This is a genomic window from Pontibacter ummariensis (assembly GCF_900188175.1).
GTDB classification, from domain to species: domain Bacteria; phylum Bacteroidota; class Bacteroidia; order Cytophagales; family Hymenobacteraceae; genus Pontibacter; species Pontibacter ummariensis.
In genome coordinates this window covers 23,722-39,559 of record NZ_FZOQ01000014.1, presented here as the reverse complement: position 1 = coordinate 39,559, position 15,838 = coordinate 23,722, and the positions used below count along the sequence as shown (strand labels likewise).

The window sequence follows — 15,838 nt, the reverse complement described above, 5'->3', positions numbered from 1 at the left end:
TTTTTGTCTATGCTGTAGTCTGTTGCCTTCTGACTGGCGTTTTTTCTTCAGCAGGCAAAATGAAGAAGTATTTGTAGACACGGTAAAGAGTTTGGCCTAGAAGGTAATCGAATGCCGCATAAACTGCTTTAGCATAAATGTCTGGGTTGACCAGCATGTGGTACAGAATAATGAAAAAAGCGACTAATGCGCAGATTATCAGCACGGCCTGCACTCCCATATGAAAAAAAGCTTTCACAACATAAATGCGATCATCTAATTGCTGCCTGTTACTATCGGACATAACTCGCCTCCTTTCTAGAAGAAGCCCTCTCCCTGCTGATCTGATAATAAGGTTCAATCTCTACTTCATCATAACTGAAGCAATATTCATCCCTTTCAAGAGCCTCACATATGTCACATTCAATGTAATCAGGAACATCTGCGGGCGAATCAACAGACACTATGATACGGCCGCACTCTTGATTAGGACACTTAACTGCAAAGCGTTTTTTAAAGTACCCTTCGCGTACGGCCATTTCACAAAATACTTTTGCTACAGAACTTGGCAGGTTGTAGAACCGCCTTACATTTTCAACATAGAACCTATCCGGGTTAATACTTTTCAATACATTAACCTTATCATCGATAATTCTCCCAATGAAGGTATTATCAATTGTTTGCAAGAATTTTGCTAATAACATTCTGTATCTGATTTGCAGTGAGCGGATACTTGTTGAAGCTGATCTCTCCTTTTGAGGGGTCAATTGTAAAGAGGTCACACAGTTCGTCATCCTGAACCTTATACTTTAGCACCGTCCGGTGTAACGGATCTTTCATGGTTTCTCTATACTCCTCGGGGTAAACTTCCTTATATGTTTCCTCTTCGTCCATGGTTACAGTGGCAGTAGATTTAGCTCTTTTGAATTTTAGGGCTTTGCCGTCCAGCAGGCCGTTGTCCCAAAGATACTTAACCCCTCTGTTCATGTCGCACACATCAACCTGGTAGTTTCTGCCGAAGTGGTTGAGTATCTCGTCTTTGATAGCTGATTCTTCAAGCATCCTTTTGCTATAGACACACCTATTTCTTTCAAAATGGGCTTTGAGGTTCTTTTCCAGGATGGTGAACTGCAATATAAGCCGATTCCCGTCCAGAGTAATTTTTATCGGCTGATAAAAGTCAATCGTCCTCGTTTCGAAAGGTTCAATTAGCACGACATTGTGGGTAATCTTTGGCAGGCAGTGAAGCACCCAGCCATTCGAGGTGCGGACGCTTCGCAGCACTTCTATAGGGAAGTCTCTAGCAGAGAAAGAGCCTGAATCGAAGGCACGGTTAAGAGTGTATATATACACGTGCTGCTTTGTGCAATCTATTTTGTCAAATGCGAACTCCCTGAGCGTGTGATCTGTATTACCATATACTAAGGTATCGATAAGCTCCGGTTGTGTACTGGCTGTTACTTGAAATTCTTCCTTAAGTAGCTTAACAGGAAAGAGCTTAAGCAGCCTTCTGTTTAGGATCTCTGATTCGGTGCTGGACATTGTAAGGGTGATTTATTATTAGAATATAGGCTCGTTTAACATTTTTAGAGTGGTTTGGGCTAAAGCCGCTCCTCGTACTCCCTTCTCAGCTTCTCATACTCCAGCCAGTACTTTATCATGCTTTTTGTTTTTTTCTGCTTTCTTGTTAAAACTGGCAAGGAACCCGACGAGGGTAAGTTGCACCAGTGCGTTTAAAACATAGTTCCACGTCCAAGAACCGAAAAGCATGTCCGGGACCAATTCTAAGACTATGTAATGCACATAGGCAATAGTGGAGAAGAGAACAATAAATCCCAAAGCGCTCACAAATCTCTGCAACAGTGTCAAGCTAGACTTTGCCACTAATATTACAGGTACACCAAAAATGATGAATAGCAGGTAGAGCCCTCCTGAAGATAATAGATGCCATAGGTCATAAGAAACGGTCCAGCTATCAGAGTTATCCAACATAGCTACTTTTGTTGTACCGTATTTAAAAGTGGATACATCCCTCCAAAAAGCAACAACATGGTCTGCTACCGTTTTATGGGTTACAACTTCCTCCCGCAGACGTTCAAGTCCCAGTCTTGTTGTAGATGATAAGGTAGTGTCTTTGAGCAGCTCTGAAATGTTTCTTGCGTTGCTAATACTCCGGTCAATAGTATAGTTGTAGGAAAAGGCAAACATATTATCAACCAACACAAATAGTAGGAAGCTAAAAGCAGCAACTATGACACGAGTAGTGATGTGTCTTCTGTTGTCGCTAATGAAGTCCAAAAACCTTTCGATGAAATCCAATATTAGAAGGATGTTGAGTTATTCTTATACAATTTTTTTCTAAAACCGCTACCTGTACTTCCTCCTTAGCTTTGAGGAGTACACTAGTGAATCAAAGGGAGCTTAAGCCGATTTGCTAAGACCTGTACTCTTTATAATTTCTATTATTTTGTTTGGCGAATCTGAGTCAGCATCAACATTCATATATCCAGTATGTTGATTTGAAAAGATGGTTCTAGTAGCTTCTAAGAGTACAGCGTTTTTAATTTGCTCGTCATCAGTGGCACTTGTAAACGCTTGAAAGGTCGCTAAAGCATTTTGCCTATGCTTATTTAGCACGTAGTTATGTCTATGTGCCTTATAGTTCTTAGAACACACAGATAAAAAATAAAATAAAGCACTTAGGATAACTATTTTATTAAGAATGTATTGAATCGTGTGAAACCTTATTGTTTCGGGAACTAATGTTTCTGGCACTTTGATAGGAAAGGTATAGGTTGAATTAATGATATCTCCTAGTTTGATCACAGAAACAACAGTAGTAATTACCATTATTATGAGGCAAGCTAGCCACAGAAGCGATTTTCTTTGATGACTTGTTGCTTCTTTTTGGAATACAGCATAGTGATTGGCAACTCCAGCCTGAAGAGCAGCGCTTTTCGCATTCTCAACGGCTTCCTCAAGACCCTTAATCAACTTATTCTTGTCTTGATTAAAGGAGCTCTCAAACTCTGTTCTCTTAGCCTTCACACCTTCTTCGAAATCAAAAAAACTTTTCTTTAGTGCGTTTATCTCTTTAGAGAAGTAGGGAGCATCGACTAAATCAAAGACCTTCTGTAAAAGAATGTCTCTGAGGCTTCTGTTTAAATTCGCAACATGACTGATGAAAACGCTATGGCCCTCGCCATTTTTATCGTTTTTAAAAACAGTAGGGTAGAAAGTCTGCTTAAGGCTTCTGATGTTGTTATCTGCGCCTAAGCGGGGTATTTCTGTAACCAGCGAATGACGTTTATTGTGATCTACATTTATGTTTCGCTCGTAGTAAAGGTCAAGTTGGGAACTGAACAAACATAGTACCTTATCAATATTTTGGTGTAAGCTTTGTAGTAACTGGTAAGGGAAGTCGGACAAGTTTAACTTCTGAACACGTGAGGTGAGCCGGAAAAGTTGTTTAAGCTCGTTTTGGGCTTCTGGCTTTTGTATAAGTGACAGAAAAAAAATGCCTCCCGACCCTATCAGTGAAGGCTTTATAAGTTCAATCATCTTAAGCTTAAAGTTAAGGTCATGTATTACATGCCCTTTTTGTCGCGCTATGTCCTCGCTTGTTTCCTCTAGTTCGTCAAAATTTATCATAATATTGTTAGTGAAGTCTTAGTATTGAGGCTAAGAGTACTTTTGTTTAAGCTGTTTCGTTAATAAAGCAGCTCCTTATACTCCCTTCTCAACCCCTCCTACTCCCAGCGCACCTGCCGGGGGTGGGGGGTAGCCTTTTTAGCACAGGTTACTGCTCTTGCAATTTCACCCGTTTAAACTCCATTGTGTACTCCAAGTCTTCATGAGATTTAGGGACACAGTCGAATGCGCGGCAATGCCACAGCATTCGGTCTTCCGATGGGAAGGAAATGCCGATTCGGTGAGCCGGGTGGTTCCTGGTGAAAGTGTAGGCCAGGAGGCTATCCTTGCCCCCGTCCTCCTTCAACTCGTAAGGAAAAGCAGAGGGCTGCAGCAGTGTTTTGACATCTACAATGGTGTCCTTAAACGTGTAAATAATATGGTGCCTTCCTGTAGAGTCATGCACGTAAGGGTTGTATGTGGTTACCTTACCCAAAGAATCGAACCAGGTGCTAGTGTCTTTCAATACGAGCCACTCGCCTTGAAGACGCTCGCGCAGGGGCTTTCGTTTTTCCAGGATGCCGCAGGAGGACAGCAGCAGGACAGTTAGGGAGAGGAAAATTATGTGTTTCATAGTATAGGGGGTTTATGGGTTTCATAGTGTAGGGGGGTAAGGTATACAGGCGTACTCTATTGCTAAAGGAGGAACCTGTAGAAGAAGCTGCCGTATTAAAAGTAATTCCATACGTTAAATGAAGTGTTGTACTGCTCAGCCTCGCTGTAAGTCTTCGTTCTAAGAGAAGAGCGCCTCCCCAAGGGCGCTCTTTTCGTTTATAGTTGTTTTATAGCTTGGGAAGGGGGTGTTGGGGCTATTGCTTGCTGTGGTTTATACAACACCTGCAGAAACAAAACTCACATTGGGCAGATGTATCTCAACTAAGTGCTCTCTGCGCTTCATCATAGCAGCAAGCCTTTCTAAGTTAGCGGCTCTGTCTTCTCCTAACTGTTCCAGGTTGTTTACTTTAACGGCTGTGCCTGTCATGCAAACCATTAACATACCCTGTGCTCCACCTACCTCGGCATAATCAATGTCAGTGCCTATTACTGCATTTCCACCGGCTGCAAGGCATTTGAGCCGTAGCTGTGCGAGGCAAAGCTTTTCACCGTTGCTTATCTTGGTGTTGTAGGTCTGAGACTGCATGCCGAAAAAGTCCGTGATGCTAGACTTAAATTCAGCAAATACCCCCGTTCCGGTTGTCGATTGTGCTGTCACCATATCCAGGACAGAGTAATCCCAGTGAAGAGGGGCGGGGATGGAAACAACTTGTACGTTCTTGAGCAGGTTGCTTACCTCTACGTTAAGAGCGGCAATCTCTTTGCTGCATTTTGCCTTTGCTTGTTCAAATGGTGCTTGAGCACATTTCTCGCAAAAGTCTTCATGCTGAAGCGTCGTAAACTCTCTGATCAGTGCACCGAACTTTTTATTTACGAGTTTATTGCTGCTCAGAATGCCAGTAGTCAGTTTAGCATTGCAGTTAGGGCACTCGGTAAGGGTAGGCGTTTCCATAAGCTGTAGGGGTTAGGGTGTATGCAATTATTTTGTACAGTTAAGCCATGCTGTTAATTCTGATGCTCGCTTTTATGTAGCCCAGCGCCCTGATGTTCTTCAGGGGAATGTCTTTGTCCTGGTGGTGCTTGTTCTGGCTTACCAGCTTCACGTAATCATCTCCCTTCTCAGACTTCTGGATGTACTTTACTAGGGTAAGGTCCTCATCTCCGATTGTGGCAGAGAGCAGGTACATCTCACCATATAGTATTCCGTTGGCGATATCATGGATCTGCTTGTACATCACAATATCTCCGCTCTTCAGCAGTGGGTACATGCTGTCTCCCGATATATGCACTGCCCCGTCGCACTTCGGTAGGTTAGGCACTCGGATAAAATCTAGGACGTTTTCTGAGTTGCTGAAAAGCTTCTTCAGGCCTGCAGATGCCTCGAAGTCATAAAGTGGGATGTCCTGTTCTTCTACTCTTGTGTCTGTAGGTTTTGCGAATTCTTGAATAGATGTTTTAAACATATCCCCTTCCCCTGTTAACAACCACTCGGGAGATAAGTTGAATGCGTTAGTCATGTTGACTAGTATCAAATTGTTTGTTTTCCTGTCACCGTTGTAGTACTTCTTGAAATTCCCCTCATTTATACCTGCTTTTGCGCAAAACTCTCGCTGGCTGTCAACCTTCTTAAGTTCGACTAGCTTATCGTATGCGGTCTTAAACCTGTGGTTTATAGCTTCTTGAAGGTTTTCTTCAGAAATCATTAAAAAATAGTTAGTCAAACGTATTGACTTAATTAGTCAAATGACGTATGTTTGTTGTGTAATCAATTGCTAATCGAAATATAACGAAAAATGAATACTCAAACGCAACAGCAGCCAAAAACTGTGCGACAAATGATGCCGCCCAACTACCTGCCGGAGCTGGTAAAGCGCACGGGTATGGCCACCAATACCATCTACCGCGCGGTAAAATATGAGCAAAAGAACTCCAAGGCCTGGCCCCACATCCTCAAGCTGATCAAGGAGTACCAGGAACAGCAGGAAGAAGAAAAGCGCCTGCTTAGCGCCTCCTAGGCCTACTGCCTGATGCCCACCCCGCTTTAGGTCATACCAGAAGCAAAGTTCATTTGTTGCTTTAACCGCAACAACGCGAATGAGTTACGTCTTTAAATATTCGAATCTCCATATATAACAATTCAATGTTAACACCGCACAAGACCATCTCTGTCCCCCAGCAGCTCGGCATCAAGCTCAGCTACCTGGCAGAGCAGCTCGACTGCACCAATGAGACGCTGCTAAACAACATCAAGCGCGACCCCAAGCACCGCCTTTACCTGAAGGCCTTTAAGATCGGACCGAAGGAGTACCGCGTGAACTGGGAAGACGCCGTGGATTTCATCAGACGCAACACGGTGGGTGTAGAGATCAACCTGCAGCAGCCGGAGTTTAAGAAGAGCGCCTAAGCAAGAGAGGTTCTTGCCCGCTCTTCCCGGAGTACGCTTGCCCGTAGTTGGAGGGCAGATTCAATCGTTTTGTACTGATCGATTTTCAGTGGATGTGAGGCTTTCTTGAGCAGCTGATGGATGTAAAAGAGCCCTTCAACCGTCTGTCTCTTATCAAGTGTTTTGATGTCAATGGTCTCAAACATCAGTTCTAGCATCGTTCCCATCGGAGTTCCTGCTTTAAGTGGTTGGGTGTAAGAGCAAAATAACAGGATTGAGACAAAACAAAGCTTACGGGGAAATACGGAATTACAGCACTACAAACACTTAAAATTAGTACGGTCAAACACTAAGCATTCCCTTTTATCACCCTTATACTTTTAGCCCTTATGAAAAAACTTAACTACCGTCCGCTCCGCAAGACGGACGAGCACCTGGTGTGCTTTCAATCCCTTGATGGCAACGGGCAGGACCGCGAGTACCTGGTAATGCTGGACCAGCACACCATGCAGGAGGTAAACCTTACCTCTAACACCACCTGGCTGTACCACAACAGCGAAAAGCCACTGCCGGAGTATGCCGCCTGGAAACTGGGCAGGCTACAGGTGCTGGGCTACCGCATCTGCACCTTTGAGGCCTACCTGTTTGCCCAGGACACGCTGGACAGCAGGCTGAAGCCTAAGCCTGCCCCGGTAGATGTGAAGGTTCGCTTCACCCACTTCAAGAACCATCCTTTAACAGAAGGGACGGTGCCGGTATGATGTGCCAGTGGTGCGGGGACCTGAAGCCCATCGAGAACAGGGAGCTGCAGCTCTGCGGCACCTGCAACAAGGCCAGGCGCAACACCGGGAAAGCAGAGCTGCCGGACATGCCGCTCTCCCTGAAGAGCAAACGCCAGCTGGCAAATGAGCACAAAAGCAGGAAGCGCCAGCAGCTGAGAAGCAAGTACAAGAGGCGCTAATAACACAGCCTACACTTAGAGTAAACCATGAAGGCATTGTTTTACAGCAAGACGGGAAGGGTAGTTTGGAGGTGCACCAAAGACGCAAAATTTGAGCTGGAGAACGGCTCGAAAGCCAGGCGGAAAGGTGCTGTGAGAGGGGTTCTGTTTGATGCGGAAGGCAAGGCCATCGACAAAGCGGAGTACCGCTGACAAATCTTAAACCTTTCATCTTTTAGCCAAAGAAAATGAAGATCAAGTTCTCACCAATCGCCGCCCTCATTGCGCTCTTCCTGATCGCTTTGCTGGCCAGTTGCAACCCCTTAAAGCAAGCCCGTAAGGCACACCTCAAGTGCCCGGCCTACCGCTACGACAAGTACTTAAAGCCCAAAAGCGAGCGCAAAGGGCTCCTGAACCTAAGAGGGGTGAAGTAGCCATGAAGACGCTGGCCCCTACTGTCCGGATCCGCTGCAAGGCAGGGGAACGGGTAAAGAACAAAGTTAGACGCCTGACCATGACAGAGCAGTTCTTCCAGAACGAAATGCTCGACCAGATGGGCCTCACTAAATTGCCTAAATCAAATTGCCAACCCTATAATTCCACCCTTTTATGTTAGAAAAAGAACTCTTCCCCCACGAAAAAGACCCTAACGCCATTCGAGACTCCCTGATGGGCTGGGCAGACAAAGTGCTGCCGGACGAAAGCTATTACAAGGATCTGGAGCCGGATGAGATAGCTGGCTTCCGGGCCGAAGTGTCCGACAAGCTGATCAAGGTTAACCAGATCAAGCAGGACATCAAGAGTTACACGGCCCTCAAAAAAGAGCAGATGAAGCCCCTGGAGCAGGAGCTAAGCGATGCCCTGGACGCCGTGAAGACCGGGCAACTGCGTGTAAAAGGCACGCTTTACCTGATAGCCGACCACGACGAGCGCATGATGGGTACCTACGACGAGTCCGGCAAGCTGATAAGCTCCAGGCCGCTTAAGCCGGAGGAGCGCCAGACAAGCATTCTAAGCATCAGCGCCAGAAACAGAGCCGCAAACGACACTACTTACTAATCACCCTTATATCCTAAACCAATGAAAGATCAGGAGATCAACATCAACGTAACCGGCGAAACGAAAGAGCTGGTAATCCGCAAAGGCGAAGCGGCCATTTTACGGGAGCCGGAGATTGTAGACGTAAAGGGAGCGATCACAGCCCCTTGGGAATACCTGGAAAATAAGATGGATACGCTTGCCACTCATGATGAAACTCCCTACAAACTGTACTACCCTGAAAACTCCACTCTGTACGTTGACCGGGAAAACAAGAAGCTTACCCTGCTACTCAACGAGAAGTGTCCTTTAGGGGATACCATCACTGGCCAGCTGGTAGCAAGCCAGGAGCTGAAGCTTCTGGAGATCAACTCCGAAAAGCGCTGGAGTGTGCAGGAGTTAAAGCGCATGCTCAAGCAGGTCCGCTTTATGTTCGCCAACCGCGACGAGAACCTGGCTATTATCGCTGCCCTCGATAAGTTCAATGCCACTGTCACGACCAATGTAGCGCAGCACTCCAGCAACAGAGGCGACAGCCTGAACAGCATAGAGCGGGTAGTGTCCGGCATTAACTGGAACAACACCTTTAACCTGCTGGTGCCCATCTTTAAGGGAGGGGAGAAGAAGAAGTTCCTGGTGGAGATTGCCGTGGATGCCACAGACGCGAACGTGCGCTTCTTCCTGGACTCGCCGGACCTCTACGACCTGCAGGCGCAGGTACTGGAGCAGGCGCTGGAAGAGGAGGTGAAGTACTTCCGGGAGTGGGGGTGCTCCGTGGTGACCATCAGCTAAAGTAAAAAGGGGGAACCATACGGAGTCCCCCCTTTCGCTCACACTTAAATAACAACTATTCATTATCAATATTTAAACGCTCTAATATGAATGGTATTGCATCTGTAGTGAAGAATAAGTTGGGAGGGGCGGTCAGCTAAAAGGAAAAGGGCCGCTAAAAACGGCCCCCTTTCTCTCAACTTAACAAATCAGATATCAATTAACAATCATAAAACGCAGCTATATGGCAGGTATTGCCACAGTAGAGCAGAATAAGTTAGTAGTGGAACTAACGGTCAGCTAAAAGAAAAAAAGGGCCGTCAAAAACAGCCCTCTTTCGATTGTTTAGAAATTCATTTCAATGTAACGACTCTGTATGGTTCAAGTTGCCACAATAGAACAGAATAAATTCGGCGTGGTGGTTTGCTTCCCGCCCAGGGCAGACATCAGCAGGCAAGTGTATAAGCTTCTGATCAGCGGAGGCTTCACCAGAGCCGGCTGCATGAGCTTTAACCACTGGATGGCAGAGGCCACCAACAAAAGCATTGCCCAGGCTGGCCAGATCGTGGCCCTGTACAACACACCGCAGCCGAAAAGAAAACAACTCCTTTACCCTAGACGCAAGACAAGATGAATACAGCAGATCCTAAACCAGAGGTTCACAAGTCAAAAAGTATAGAAGTTCTCAGCGATACCAGGTATAAGGCCGCTCAAAAGCATGCGGCCAAACTGGTGCTGGTCAGCAACGGACTAAAGATCACAGTAACGCTTTATGGTGCCACTCCGGAAGTGCTGGAGCGGAGAGTGAAGGAGTTCTTTGGAGAGGAGGTGAAGGCATGAGCGCTGAAAGCAAAAGGCTCAATCCTGCCTATGTCCGCAACAGGGATAAGCCAATCCTGAAAGCCTACCTCAAGCACTGCCCTATCTGTGATCAGGTAAAGGACCGGGACGATTTCTGGAAGCACCCAACGGCTTCAGACGGCAGGCACCCCAGGTGTAAGCAGCGCGAGAATGAGAAAGCCAGGCAGAAAGGAGGCAAAGCATGAGTGACCAGGAACTACATAAAAAGCTGGAGCATGCTACCCGCAAGATGCGTGAGGCACAGAAAGAGTACTTCCGGATAAGGTCCCAGCAATTCCTGCAGCTTTCAAAGCAATGGGAGCGGGAAGTAGACAAGATCCTTCAGGAGCTGGAGAACAGCAAGCACGGCAGGCAAATGAGCCTGCTGTAGCTAAAGCAGGTTTGCAGCCAGTAGAAGCATAACTACGAGAAAACAACATGAATTATATAGAGCTAATCAACCAGTTCTGGCGGCTGCGCAGAAAGGTGCGATTCACCGCACACGAAGCCGATTTGTACTTCTATCTTTTGAATGAAGCAAATGAGCTTGAGTGGGAGAACCCCTTTCAGCACGCCACAACGCTAATCTGCGCGAATCTCGGCATCAGTCGGAAGACATTTGTCGACTTACGCAACCGATTAAGGCAAAAGGGACTGATCGATTTTACAGAAGGGCAAAAGAATAAGCTGGCCGCAACCTATATGCTCTTGTATGTTTCCAAAAGCACCCCTCAAGGTAACATACAAGGTAACGTAAAGGGTAACATACAAGGTAACATAGATGGTAACATACAGGGTAACGTACTCGGTAACCATTCTACTAAACTAAACCAAACTAAACTAAAAGAAGGGGATGATGACGCTGCCGCGTCTCCCCCGAAAAAAAAAGGAGAGGAGGGGAAAGCTTCTTCCGCTAAACCGCCAAAAAGTAAAAAGCCCCCCAGTGCCGCGCAACCCCCCAAAGCAGAAGAAGACCCGGTGCACAAGGATTTCGTGGATGCTTACTGGCAGTGGTACGTGCAGAAGGTAGGAGAGCCGCCCCACTTGCTGGAGTCGGACTACAAAGCCCTCAAGAAGATCAGGCGCTACCTGACGGAGGCAAAGAAAGGGGATGCGGCAAAGGCCCTGGCCAGTTGGCAGCACATCCTCAACAACTGGGGCAAGCTGGAGGACTTCCTACAGAAGCAGATGCGACCTGCTCAGATAGACAGCAACATGACGAATATTCTAGCACAGTTACGGACAATACATCAAACAGTTACAAAAAATGCAGGCAATCAAGGAAATAGCAGCAGACAACCAGCTCAGCACCGGGAATCCCCGGAAGAATTCGCAGCCCGCTACGGTATTACCATCGAAGGGCCAGTACCTGCAGGTGGTTAAGACCGTGATCCACGGCTTTGAGCCCGACAGCTACACCAGGCCCCTGCTCAAGCTGCTGTACGCCTACGCTACCCGCTCAGAGGAGTTTGAGGAGGCAGGCTTCAGCCTGAACAAGGGAATCCTGCTCTTCGGGATGGTGGGCACCGGCAAAACCGACCACATGAAGGCCCTGCAGCGGGTACTGGTGAGCATGCACAGCCCCTTGGCCTTTGCCTATACCACCTTGCCCCGGGTAGCGGCTAACTACGGCAGCGACGGCTACGATGCCTTCCTGCGCTACTTCAAAAAGCACTGGCTGTTCGATGAACTGGGAGACACCGTGAAGGAAACGGTAAGCCACTACGGCAACAAGGTGAACGTGGCAGAGAACCTGATCCATAACCGCTACGAGGCCTTCAAGCATGGCTACCTCTCACACTTCACCACCAACCTGGAGCCTGGTCAGCTGGCAGACCTGTACGACGGCCGCATGTGGAGCCGCCTGCAGGAGATGTGCAACCTGATACCCGTGTTCGGTCCTGATCGCAGGCCCGATGCTGCCCCGCGTCCGCTTTACGTGGCAGGTCCCGGCTATAGCAAAGCCCCGGCGCCGGCCCCGGTGTTCGACAATGCCCGGAAAAGGCAGGTGGTACTGCAGGAAGTGGAGAAGCTGAAAGCAGGGGAGAATTACAGCTTCCTGGATGCAGGCGGCATCATCTTCGAATGGCTGCAGGAGCAAGGCCTGATATCCGGGCAGATACCGGAGGAGATCGAGGCAGAGGAGATGCACAAGCTGCTCACTTCTGCCAAGTACAACGACCTGAACGCTGCCAGCCGCAAGGAACTGCGCCGGTTCCAGGAAGCAGAGGAGCCGCCCCAGGGCAACCACTACACCCGGGAGCTGCGCTACCGCTGTGAGAAACGGATGCTACGGGAGTGCCTGGAGCAGCTGGCGAAAGGAGAGCATGAGCTATGAACATGACTACCAAGATCCATGAGCTGCAGCGGCAGATAACGCTGTTGAGTAAAAGGGCGCGGACAGCCCGCTATCAGCACACCAAGGATAAGTACCTCGCCGTAGCAGCTGCCAAACGGCAGCACCTCCGAGACCTGATCAAGTTGGATAACAGCCTGAGAAAGGTAAGCAAGAAACAACCCTGTAGGGCTAAATACGGCTTTGACGAAGAAGCGCTCTTTTAATTTCATTTAATGGCACAGAAAAAGACAGAGGTAATTTCTGTAGAAGAGGCAAGGATACTGCTGGCCAACGGTACCAAAGCGAAGGTAAAGGTCAAGCGCAAGAAGTCGGAAGCAGACAGGCAACTGGAGGAAGCCCTTCAGCAGCATCGCATAAAGGAGCTAAACAAGGCAACAGGAGAGGAAGTGGTGGCAGAGCACAGGTTTCACCCTGAACGGGAGTGGCGCTTTGACTTCTACCTGCCCCAGAGCCGGGTAGCGATAGAGGTGGAGGGCGGCGTGTGGACCCAAGGCCGGCACACCAGGGGCAAGGGCTACATCGGAGACATGGAAAAGTATAATAGCGCTCAGACGATGGGCATAAAGGTGCTGCGCTTCACGCCCGATCAGCTGCTCAAGCCGAAGGCGCTAAAGGTAATTAGGCAAGCATTGAATCAGCAATGACAAACATCTACATCAATGGGCTGGGGTATCGCAACCCTGTCACCGAGGCCGATCAGGTTATCTGGTTTTGGGATCAACTGGCTAAGACTACTTATCGGAAGGTGCCGACAAGGTTCTGGAACTCCATCAAGGAGGGGTATAAAAGCAGGCTACTTAAGCTGGAGGCTTACGAGGTGCTGGCATTCATCAACGATAAGACCACATCAGCGCAGGAGAAAAGAAGGATTCTAGCCAGGGAAAAAGCCCAGGCCAGAGCCAAGATTGAAATGAGGAATTTCGAAAGGGACTGGCGAGAAAGGCGATTTAAAATTTATCTAATCAACTCTATAAACTACAACTAACCATGAATCAGGAAACAGAGAAATTCGAGAACTGGGCCATCGTCGAAGTGATGGGTCACACCAAAGTAGCTGGACTGGCTAAGACGGTATCATTCGGCAATACCGTCATGCTCCGGGTAGACATTCCGGAAACGGCAAAACAACCCGCCCACACGAAGATGTACGGCATGAGCAGCATCTTCTCCATCAGTCCGGTTACGGAGGACGTGGCCCGCTCCCACGCCGAAGCCTGGAACCTGCAGCCGATACTTGCCTATGAGGTGCAGCGGGCCTACCAGAAGAAGTTTGACGAGGCAGTAGAGAGGGCGGTGGAGCGGAAGACGAACCCGCAGCTGCAGAGTAGCTACCGTGACGAGTATGAGGATGGTCCTTTCTAAGCAGTGACCAGAGTAGCCATCTACGTCCGTGTCAGCAAAGAGCAGCAGAGTTACACGCGCCAGGTAAAGGAGCTCACCGCCTACAGCAAATCCCGGGGCTACAAGGTGGCAAAGGTGATTGCCGAGAAGATTAGCGGTGCCAGGAACAACAAGGACCGCGGCGGTATACAGGAGCTGGTGGAGATGGTCCGGCAACAGGAGGTAAGTAAGGTGCTGGTAAGCGAGGTGTCCCGGCTGGGGCGCAAGACCTCGGAAGTCCTGCAGGTGCTGGAGGAGTTGACGGAGCAAGGGGTTTCGGTTTACGTGCAGAACTTCAACATGGAGACGCTGAACCCGGACGGAAGCCGAAACCCCATAGCCCAGTTCCTTTTCACCATCCTGGCAGAGTTCGCCCGCATGGAGCGCGAGAGCCTGATCCAGCGCATCAACTCCGGTCTGGCAGAGGCCAAGCGAAAGGGCATTAGGTTGGGAAGGAAGCCGGGCAGCGTAGTTCCCCCTGCTAAATCCCTGGCCAAGTACAAGGACGTGGTGCAGCTACTGCAGGAAGGCAAGACAATCCGGGAGGCAGCAGCCATCTGCAAAGTAGGTACAGCTACGGTCCTGAAAGTGAAGAAAACAATGTATTCAATTAATTCTAACTAATGAATTTATAAGCACATGGAGGCCAAGTTTTACCACGAGAAATGCGAAGAAGTAATGAAGCGGTATCCAGATGGCTATTTCGATATCGCAATAGTTGATCCTCCATACGGCATAAAGGAGTCAGCTAAACGAGCTCGTTCAAGAACGAAGCTTGCAAAGACACGATGCTATAGTGGCTCTACATGGGATCATGCTATTCCATCTGAGGAATACTTTCAAGAGCTATTCAGAGTAAGCAAAAACCAAATCATCTGGGGCGGCAACTACTTCATTGAGCATCTGCGAAACACGCGCTGCATGATCATTTGGAGAAAGCTGACAACGGGCAACTTTGCTGACTGCGAATTAGCCTGGACAAGCTTTAACAGCTCAGTGCGAGAATTCACCTTTATGTGGAATGGGATGCTGCAGGGTAAAAGCATTGCTGAAGGGCATGTGATGCAATCGGACAAAAGCAAAAATGAAGCTCGCATTCATGAGTGCCAGAAGCCGGTTGCCTTGTACAAGTGGTGCTTGATGAACTATGCCAAGCCAGGGATGAAGATGCTTGATACGCACATGGGCTCTGGATCTAGCGCCATTGCAGCTTATGATTTTGGTATAGAAGAATTTGTTGGCTGCGACACTGATGCTGAGCACTTCAAGAATGGCACCACCAGGTACAACAATTATGCTTCACAGGGAGTGTTCTTCACGCCTGCAGAAGTAGTAACCAAGATTTCACTTCAATTAAACTAAGGATAAAAACACAGAAGCCACACCCCTTACAGAGCGTGGCTTCACAGCTAAGACTTTAGGTAACCTGATTAACACTCACCTTAAGCAGGTACCGCGTTTGCCTCATAGCATCCCAAAGTTAGTGCTTAACCTGAGCCCTGCGTCGCATTTTCGACGAACAGTGGGGTTAGCGTGCTCAACAGTTGATAGAAGCGGAACAGGAGGCATTTGAGGTTAAAAAACGGTGCTTCTCAAAAAACACGCCTAAAGCATGGGCAAAACCACGGCATGCGGCGGGAAAAAAACGTCCTTGATGCGGGTAAAATCCCCTTTAATCCTTTATGCGGGAAGTTTCACTAGCACGTATTAGTATCAAAAAAACGAGCTACTATGAACAAAAAGCAGTTAGGAAGAGAAATGTATATGCAATATGCAAAGCGCATGGGGTTGCAGCACACAATGCCAGCATGGGAAGAGCTGTCAAAGCTGGAAAGAAAAGCTTGGATAGGCGTTGCCCGCTACGTTATCATGGACATTGTGCTATAAACTTCAAGTAATTATG

31 protein-coding genes are annotated in these 15,838 nt (G+C 48.0%); 22 read left to right on the top strand and 9 right to left on the bottom strand.

Annotated elements, in window-relative coordinates; all coding sequences use genetic code 11:
• Nucleotides 1-7: 7 nt before the first annotated feature.
• The 8 genes from CHB92_RS15265 to CHB92_RS15230 form a co-directional block, all read right to left on the bottom strand.
• Nucleotides 8-283, bottom strand: coding sequence for a hypothetical protein (locus tag CHB92_RS15265; RefSeq protein ID WP_089320099.1), 276 nt, complete (start codon nt 281-283; stop codon nt 8-10).
• On the bottom strand, nt 273-665 hold the full coding sequence (locus CHB92_RS15260) for a hypothetical protein (protein WP_144266326.1): 393 nt from the start codon (nt 663-665) through the stop codon (nt 273-275). The genes CHB92_RS15265 and CHB92_RS15260 overlap by 11 nt, the downstream gene beginning before the upstream one ends.
• Nucleotides 652-1,521, bottom strand: a complete 870-nt coding sequence (locus CHB92_RS15255) for a hypothetical protein (protein WP_089320097.1) — start codon at nt 1,519-1,521, stop codon at nt 652-654. The genes CHB92_RS15260 and CHB92_RS15255 overlap by 14 nt, the downstream gene beginning before the upstream one ends.
• Nucleotides 1,522-1,614: 93 nt before the next feature.
• On the bottom strand, nt 1,615-2,298 hold the full coding sequence (locus tag CHB92_RS15250; protein ID WP_089320096.1) for a hypothetical protein: 684 nt from the start codon (nt 2,296-2,298) through the stop codon (nt 1,615-1,617).
• A gap of 102 nt (nt 2,299-2,400) precedes the next feature.
• Nucleotides 2,401-3,630: a hypothetical protein gene (locus CHB92_RS15245; RefSeq protein ID WP_089320095.1), complete on the bottom strand. Its 1,230-nt coding sequence runs from the start codon at nt 3,628-3,630 to the stop codon at nt 2,401-2,403.
• 148 nt (nt 3,631-3,778) lie between these two features.
• Complete coding sequence (locus CHB92_RS15240; protein WP_089320094.1) at nt 3,779-4,243, bottom strand: hypothetical protein; 465 nt, start codon at nt 4,241-4,243, stop codon at nt 3,779-3,781.
• Nucleotides 4,244-4,495: 252 nt separating this feature from the next.
• Nucleotides 4,496-5,176 carry a YbjQ family protein gene (locus CHB92_RS15235; protein ID WP_089320093.1) on the bottom strand — a complete coding sequence of 227 codons (681 nt, stop codon included), beginning with the start codon at nt 5,174-5,176 and terminating at the stop codon, nt 4,496-4,498.
• A 40-nt stretch (nt 5,177-5,216) separates the two neighbouring features.
• Nucleotides 5,217-5,927 (bottom strand): S24 family peptidase, encoded by a 711-nt coding sequence (locus CHB92_RS15230; protein ID WP_218824267.1) that lies wholly within the window; start codon nt 5,925-5,927, stop codon nt 5,217-5,219.
• Between the two features lie 90 nt (nt 5,928-6,017).
• On the opposite strand from CHB92_RS15230, the gene CHB92_RS15225 reads away from it, so the two are divergent.
• Together CHB92_RS15225 and CHB92_RS15220 are read left to right on the top strand one after the other, a co-directional pair.
• Entirely contained in the window at nt 6,018-6,239 is a 222-nt protein-coding gene (locus CHB92_RS15225) for a hypothetical protein (RefSeq protein ID WP_144266325.1), read from the top strand.
• A 125-nt stretch (nt 6,240-6,364) separates the two neighbouring features.
• Nucleotides 6,365-6,628 carry a hypothetical protein gene (locus tag CHB92_RS15220; RefSeq protein ID WP_089320091.1) on the top strand — a complete coding sequence of 88 codons (264 nt, stop codon included), beginning with the start codon at nt 6,365-6,367 and terminating at the stop codon, nt 6,626-6,628.
• Here the strand turns inward: CHB92_RS15220 and CHB92_RS15215 are convergent.
• A complete protein-coding gene (locus tag CHB92_RS15215; RefSeq protein WP_089320090.1) occupies nt 6,625-6,834 on the bottom strand; it encodes a hypothetical protein in 210 nt (69 codons plus the stop codon). The two genes, CHB92_RS15220 and CHB92_RS15215, sit on opposite strands and share 4 nt — an antisense overlap.
• A gap of 162 nt (nt 6,835-6,996) precedes the next feature.
• Here CHB92_RS15215 and CHB92_RS15210 point away from each other — a divergent pair, with 162 nt between their 5' ends.
• From CHB92_RS15210 to CHB92_RS25875, 20 genes are all read left to right on the top strand, one after another.
• On the top strand, nt 6,997-7,368 hold the full coding sequence (locus CHB92_RS15210) for a hypothetical protein (RefSeq protein WP_089320089.1): 372 nt from the start codon (nt 6,997-6,999) through the stop codon (nt 7,366-7,368).
• Nucleotides 7,365-7,568, top strand: coding sequence for a hypothetical protein (locus CHB92_RS15205; protein WP_144266324.1), 204 nt, complete (start codon nt 7,365-7,367; stop codon nt 7,566-7,568). Before CHB92_RS15210 ends, CHB92_RS15205 begins: the two co-directional genes overlap by 4 nt.
• Nucleotides 7,569-7,595: 27 nt before the next feature.
• Nucleotides 7,596-7,760, top strand: a complete 165-nt coding sequence (locus CHB92_RS25880) for a hypothetical protein (RefSeq protein WP_179223066.1) — start codon at nt 7,596-7,598, stop codon at nt 7,758-7,760.
• Between the two features lie 35 nt (nt 7,761-7,795).
• On the top strand, nt 7,796-7,981 hold the full coding sequence (locus tag CHB92_RS15200; protein WP_089320087.1) for a hypothetical protein: 186 nt from the start codon (nt 7,796-7,798) through the stop codon (nt 7,979-7,981).
• Between the two features lie 2 nt (nt 7,982-7,983).
• Nucleotides 7,984-8,163, top strand: a complete 180-nt coding sequence (locus CHB92_RS15195) for a hypothetical protein (RefSeq protein ID WP_089320086.1) — start codon at nt 7,984-7,986, stop codon at nt 8,161-8,163.
• On the top strand, nt 8,157-8,606 hold the full coding sequence (locus tag CHB92_RS15190) for a hypothetical protein (protein WP_089320085.1): 450 nt from the start codon (nt 8,157-8,159) through the stop codon (nt 8,604-8,606). Before CHB92_RS15195 ends, CHB92_RS15190 begins: the two co-directional genes overlap by 7 nt.
• A gap of 21 nt (nt 8,607-8,627) precedes the next feature.
• The gene (locus tag CHB92_RS15185) at nt 8,628-9,377 is read left to right on the top strand and encodes a hypothetical protein (protein WP_089320084.1); all 750 of its coding nucleotides are present in this window, start codon (nt 8,628-8,630) and stop codon (nt 9,375-9,377) included.
• A gap of 355 nt (nt 9,378-9,732) precedes the next feature.
• Complete coding sequence (locus CHB92_RS15180) at nt 9,733-9,990, top strand: hypothetical protein (protein ID WP_089320083.1); 258 nt, start codon at nt 9,733-9,735, stop codon at nt 9,988-9,990.
• Nucleotides 9,987-10,196, top strand: coding sequence for a hypothetical protein (locus CHB92_RS15175; RefSeq protein ID WP_089320082.1), 210 nt, complete (start codon nt 9,987-9,989; stop codon nt 10,194-10,196). Before CHB92_RS15180 ends, CHB92_RS15175 begins: the two co-directional genes overlap by 4 nt.
• Entirely contained in the window at nt 10,193-10,402 is a 210-nt protein-coding gene (locus tag CHB92_RS15170; RefSeq protein ID WP_089320081.1) for a hypothetical protein, read from the top strand. The genes CHB92_RS15175 and CHB92_RS15170 overlap by 4 nt, the downstream gene beginning before the upstream one ends.
• Entirely contained in the window at nt 10,399-10,587 is a 189-nt protein-coding gene (locus CHB92_RS15165) for a hypothetical protein (RefSeq protein WP_089320080.1), read from the top strand. Before CHB92_RS15170 ends, CHB92_RS15165 begins: the two co-directional genes overlap by 4 nt.
• A 47-nt stretch (nt 10,588-10,634) precedes the next feature.
• Complete coding sequence (locus CHB92_RS15160) at nt 10,635-11,579, top strand: hypothetical protein (protein ID WP_089320079.1); 945 nt, start codon at nt 10,635-10,637, stop codon at nt 11,577-11,579.
• On the top strand, nt 11,464-12,534 hold the full coding sequence (locus CHB92_RS15155; RefSeq protein WP_179223065.1) for a P-loop NTPase family protein: 1,071 nt from the start codon (nt 11,464-11,466) through the stop codon (nt 12,532-12,534). Before CHB92_RS15160 ends, CHB92_RS15155 begins: the two co-directional genes overlap by 116 nt.
• A complete protein-coding gene (locus tag CHB92_RS15150) occupies nt 12,531-12,758 on the top strand; it encodes a hypothetical protein (protein ID WP_089320077.1) in 228 nt (75 codons plus the stop codon). Before CHB92_RS15155 ends, CHB92_RS15150 begins: the two co-directional genes overlap by 4 nt.
• Before the next feature lie 9 nt (nt 12,759-12,767).
• Nucleotides 12,768-13,199, top strand: coding sequence for a PDDEXK family nuclease (locus CHB92_RS15145; RefSeq protein WP_218824266.1), 432 nt, complete (start codon nt 12,768-12,770; stop codon nt 13,197-13,199).
• Nucleotides 13,196-13,540 (top strand): hypothetical protein, encoded by a 345-nt coding sequence (locus tag CHB92_RS15140; RefSeq protein ID WP_089320076.1) that lies wholly within the window; start codon nt 13,196-13,198, stop codon nt 13,538-13,540. Before CHB92_RS15145 ends, CHB92_RS15140 begins: the two co-directional genes overlap by 4 nt.
• A gap of 2 nt (nt 13,541-13,542) precedes the next feature.
• Nucleotides 13,543-13,917, top strand: coding sequence for a hypothetical protein (locus tag CHB92_RS15135; RefSeq protein ID WP_089320075.1), 375 nt, complete (start codon nt 13,543-13,545; stop codon nt 13,915-13,917).
• A 3-nt stretch (nt 13,918-13,920) separates the two neighbouring features.
• Nucleotides 13,921-14,559, top strand: coding sequence for a recombinase family protein (locus tag CHB92_RS15130; protein ID WP_089320074.1), 639 nt, complete (start codon nt 13,921-13,923; stop codon nt 14,557-14,559).
• 15 nt (nt 14,560-14,574) lie between these two features.
• Nucleotides 14,575-15,297, top strand: a complete 723-nt coding sequence (locus CHB92_RS15125; RefSeq protein WP_089320073.1) for a DNA methyltransferase — start codon at nt 14,575-14,577, stop codon at nt 15,295-15,297.
• A gap of 369 nt (nt 15,298-15,666) precedes the next feature.
• On the top strand, nt 15,667-15,822 hold the full coding sequence (locus CHB92_RS25875; RefSeq protein WP_179223064.1) for a hypothetical protein: 156 nt from the start codon (nt 15,667-15,669) through the stop codon (nt 15,820-15,822).
• Nucleotides 15,823-15,838: the final 16 nt, after the last annotated feature.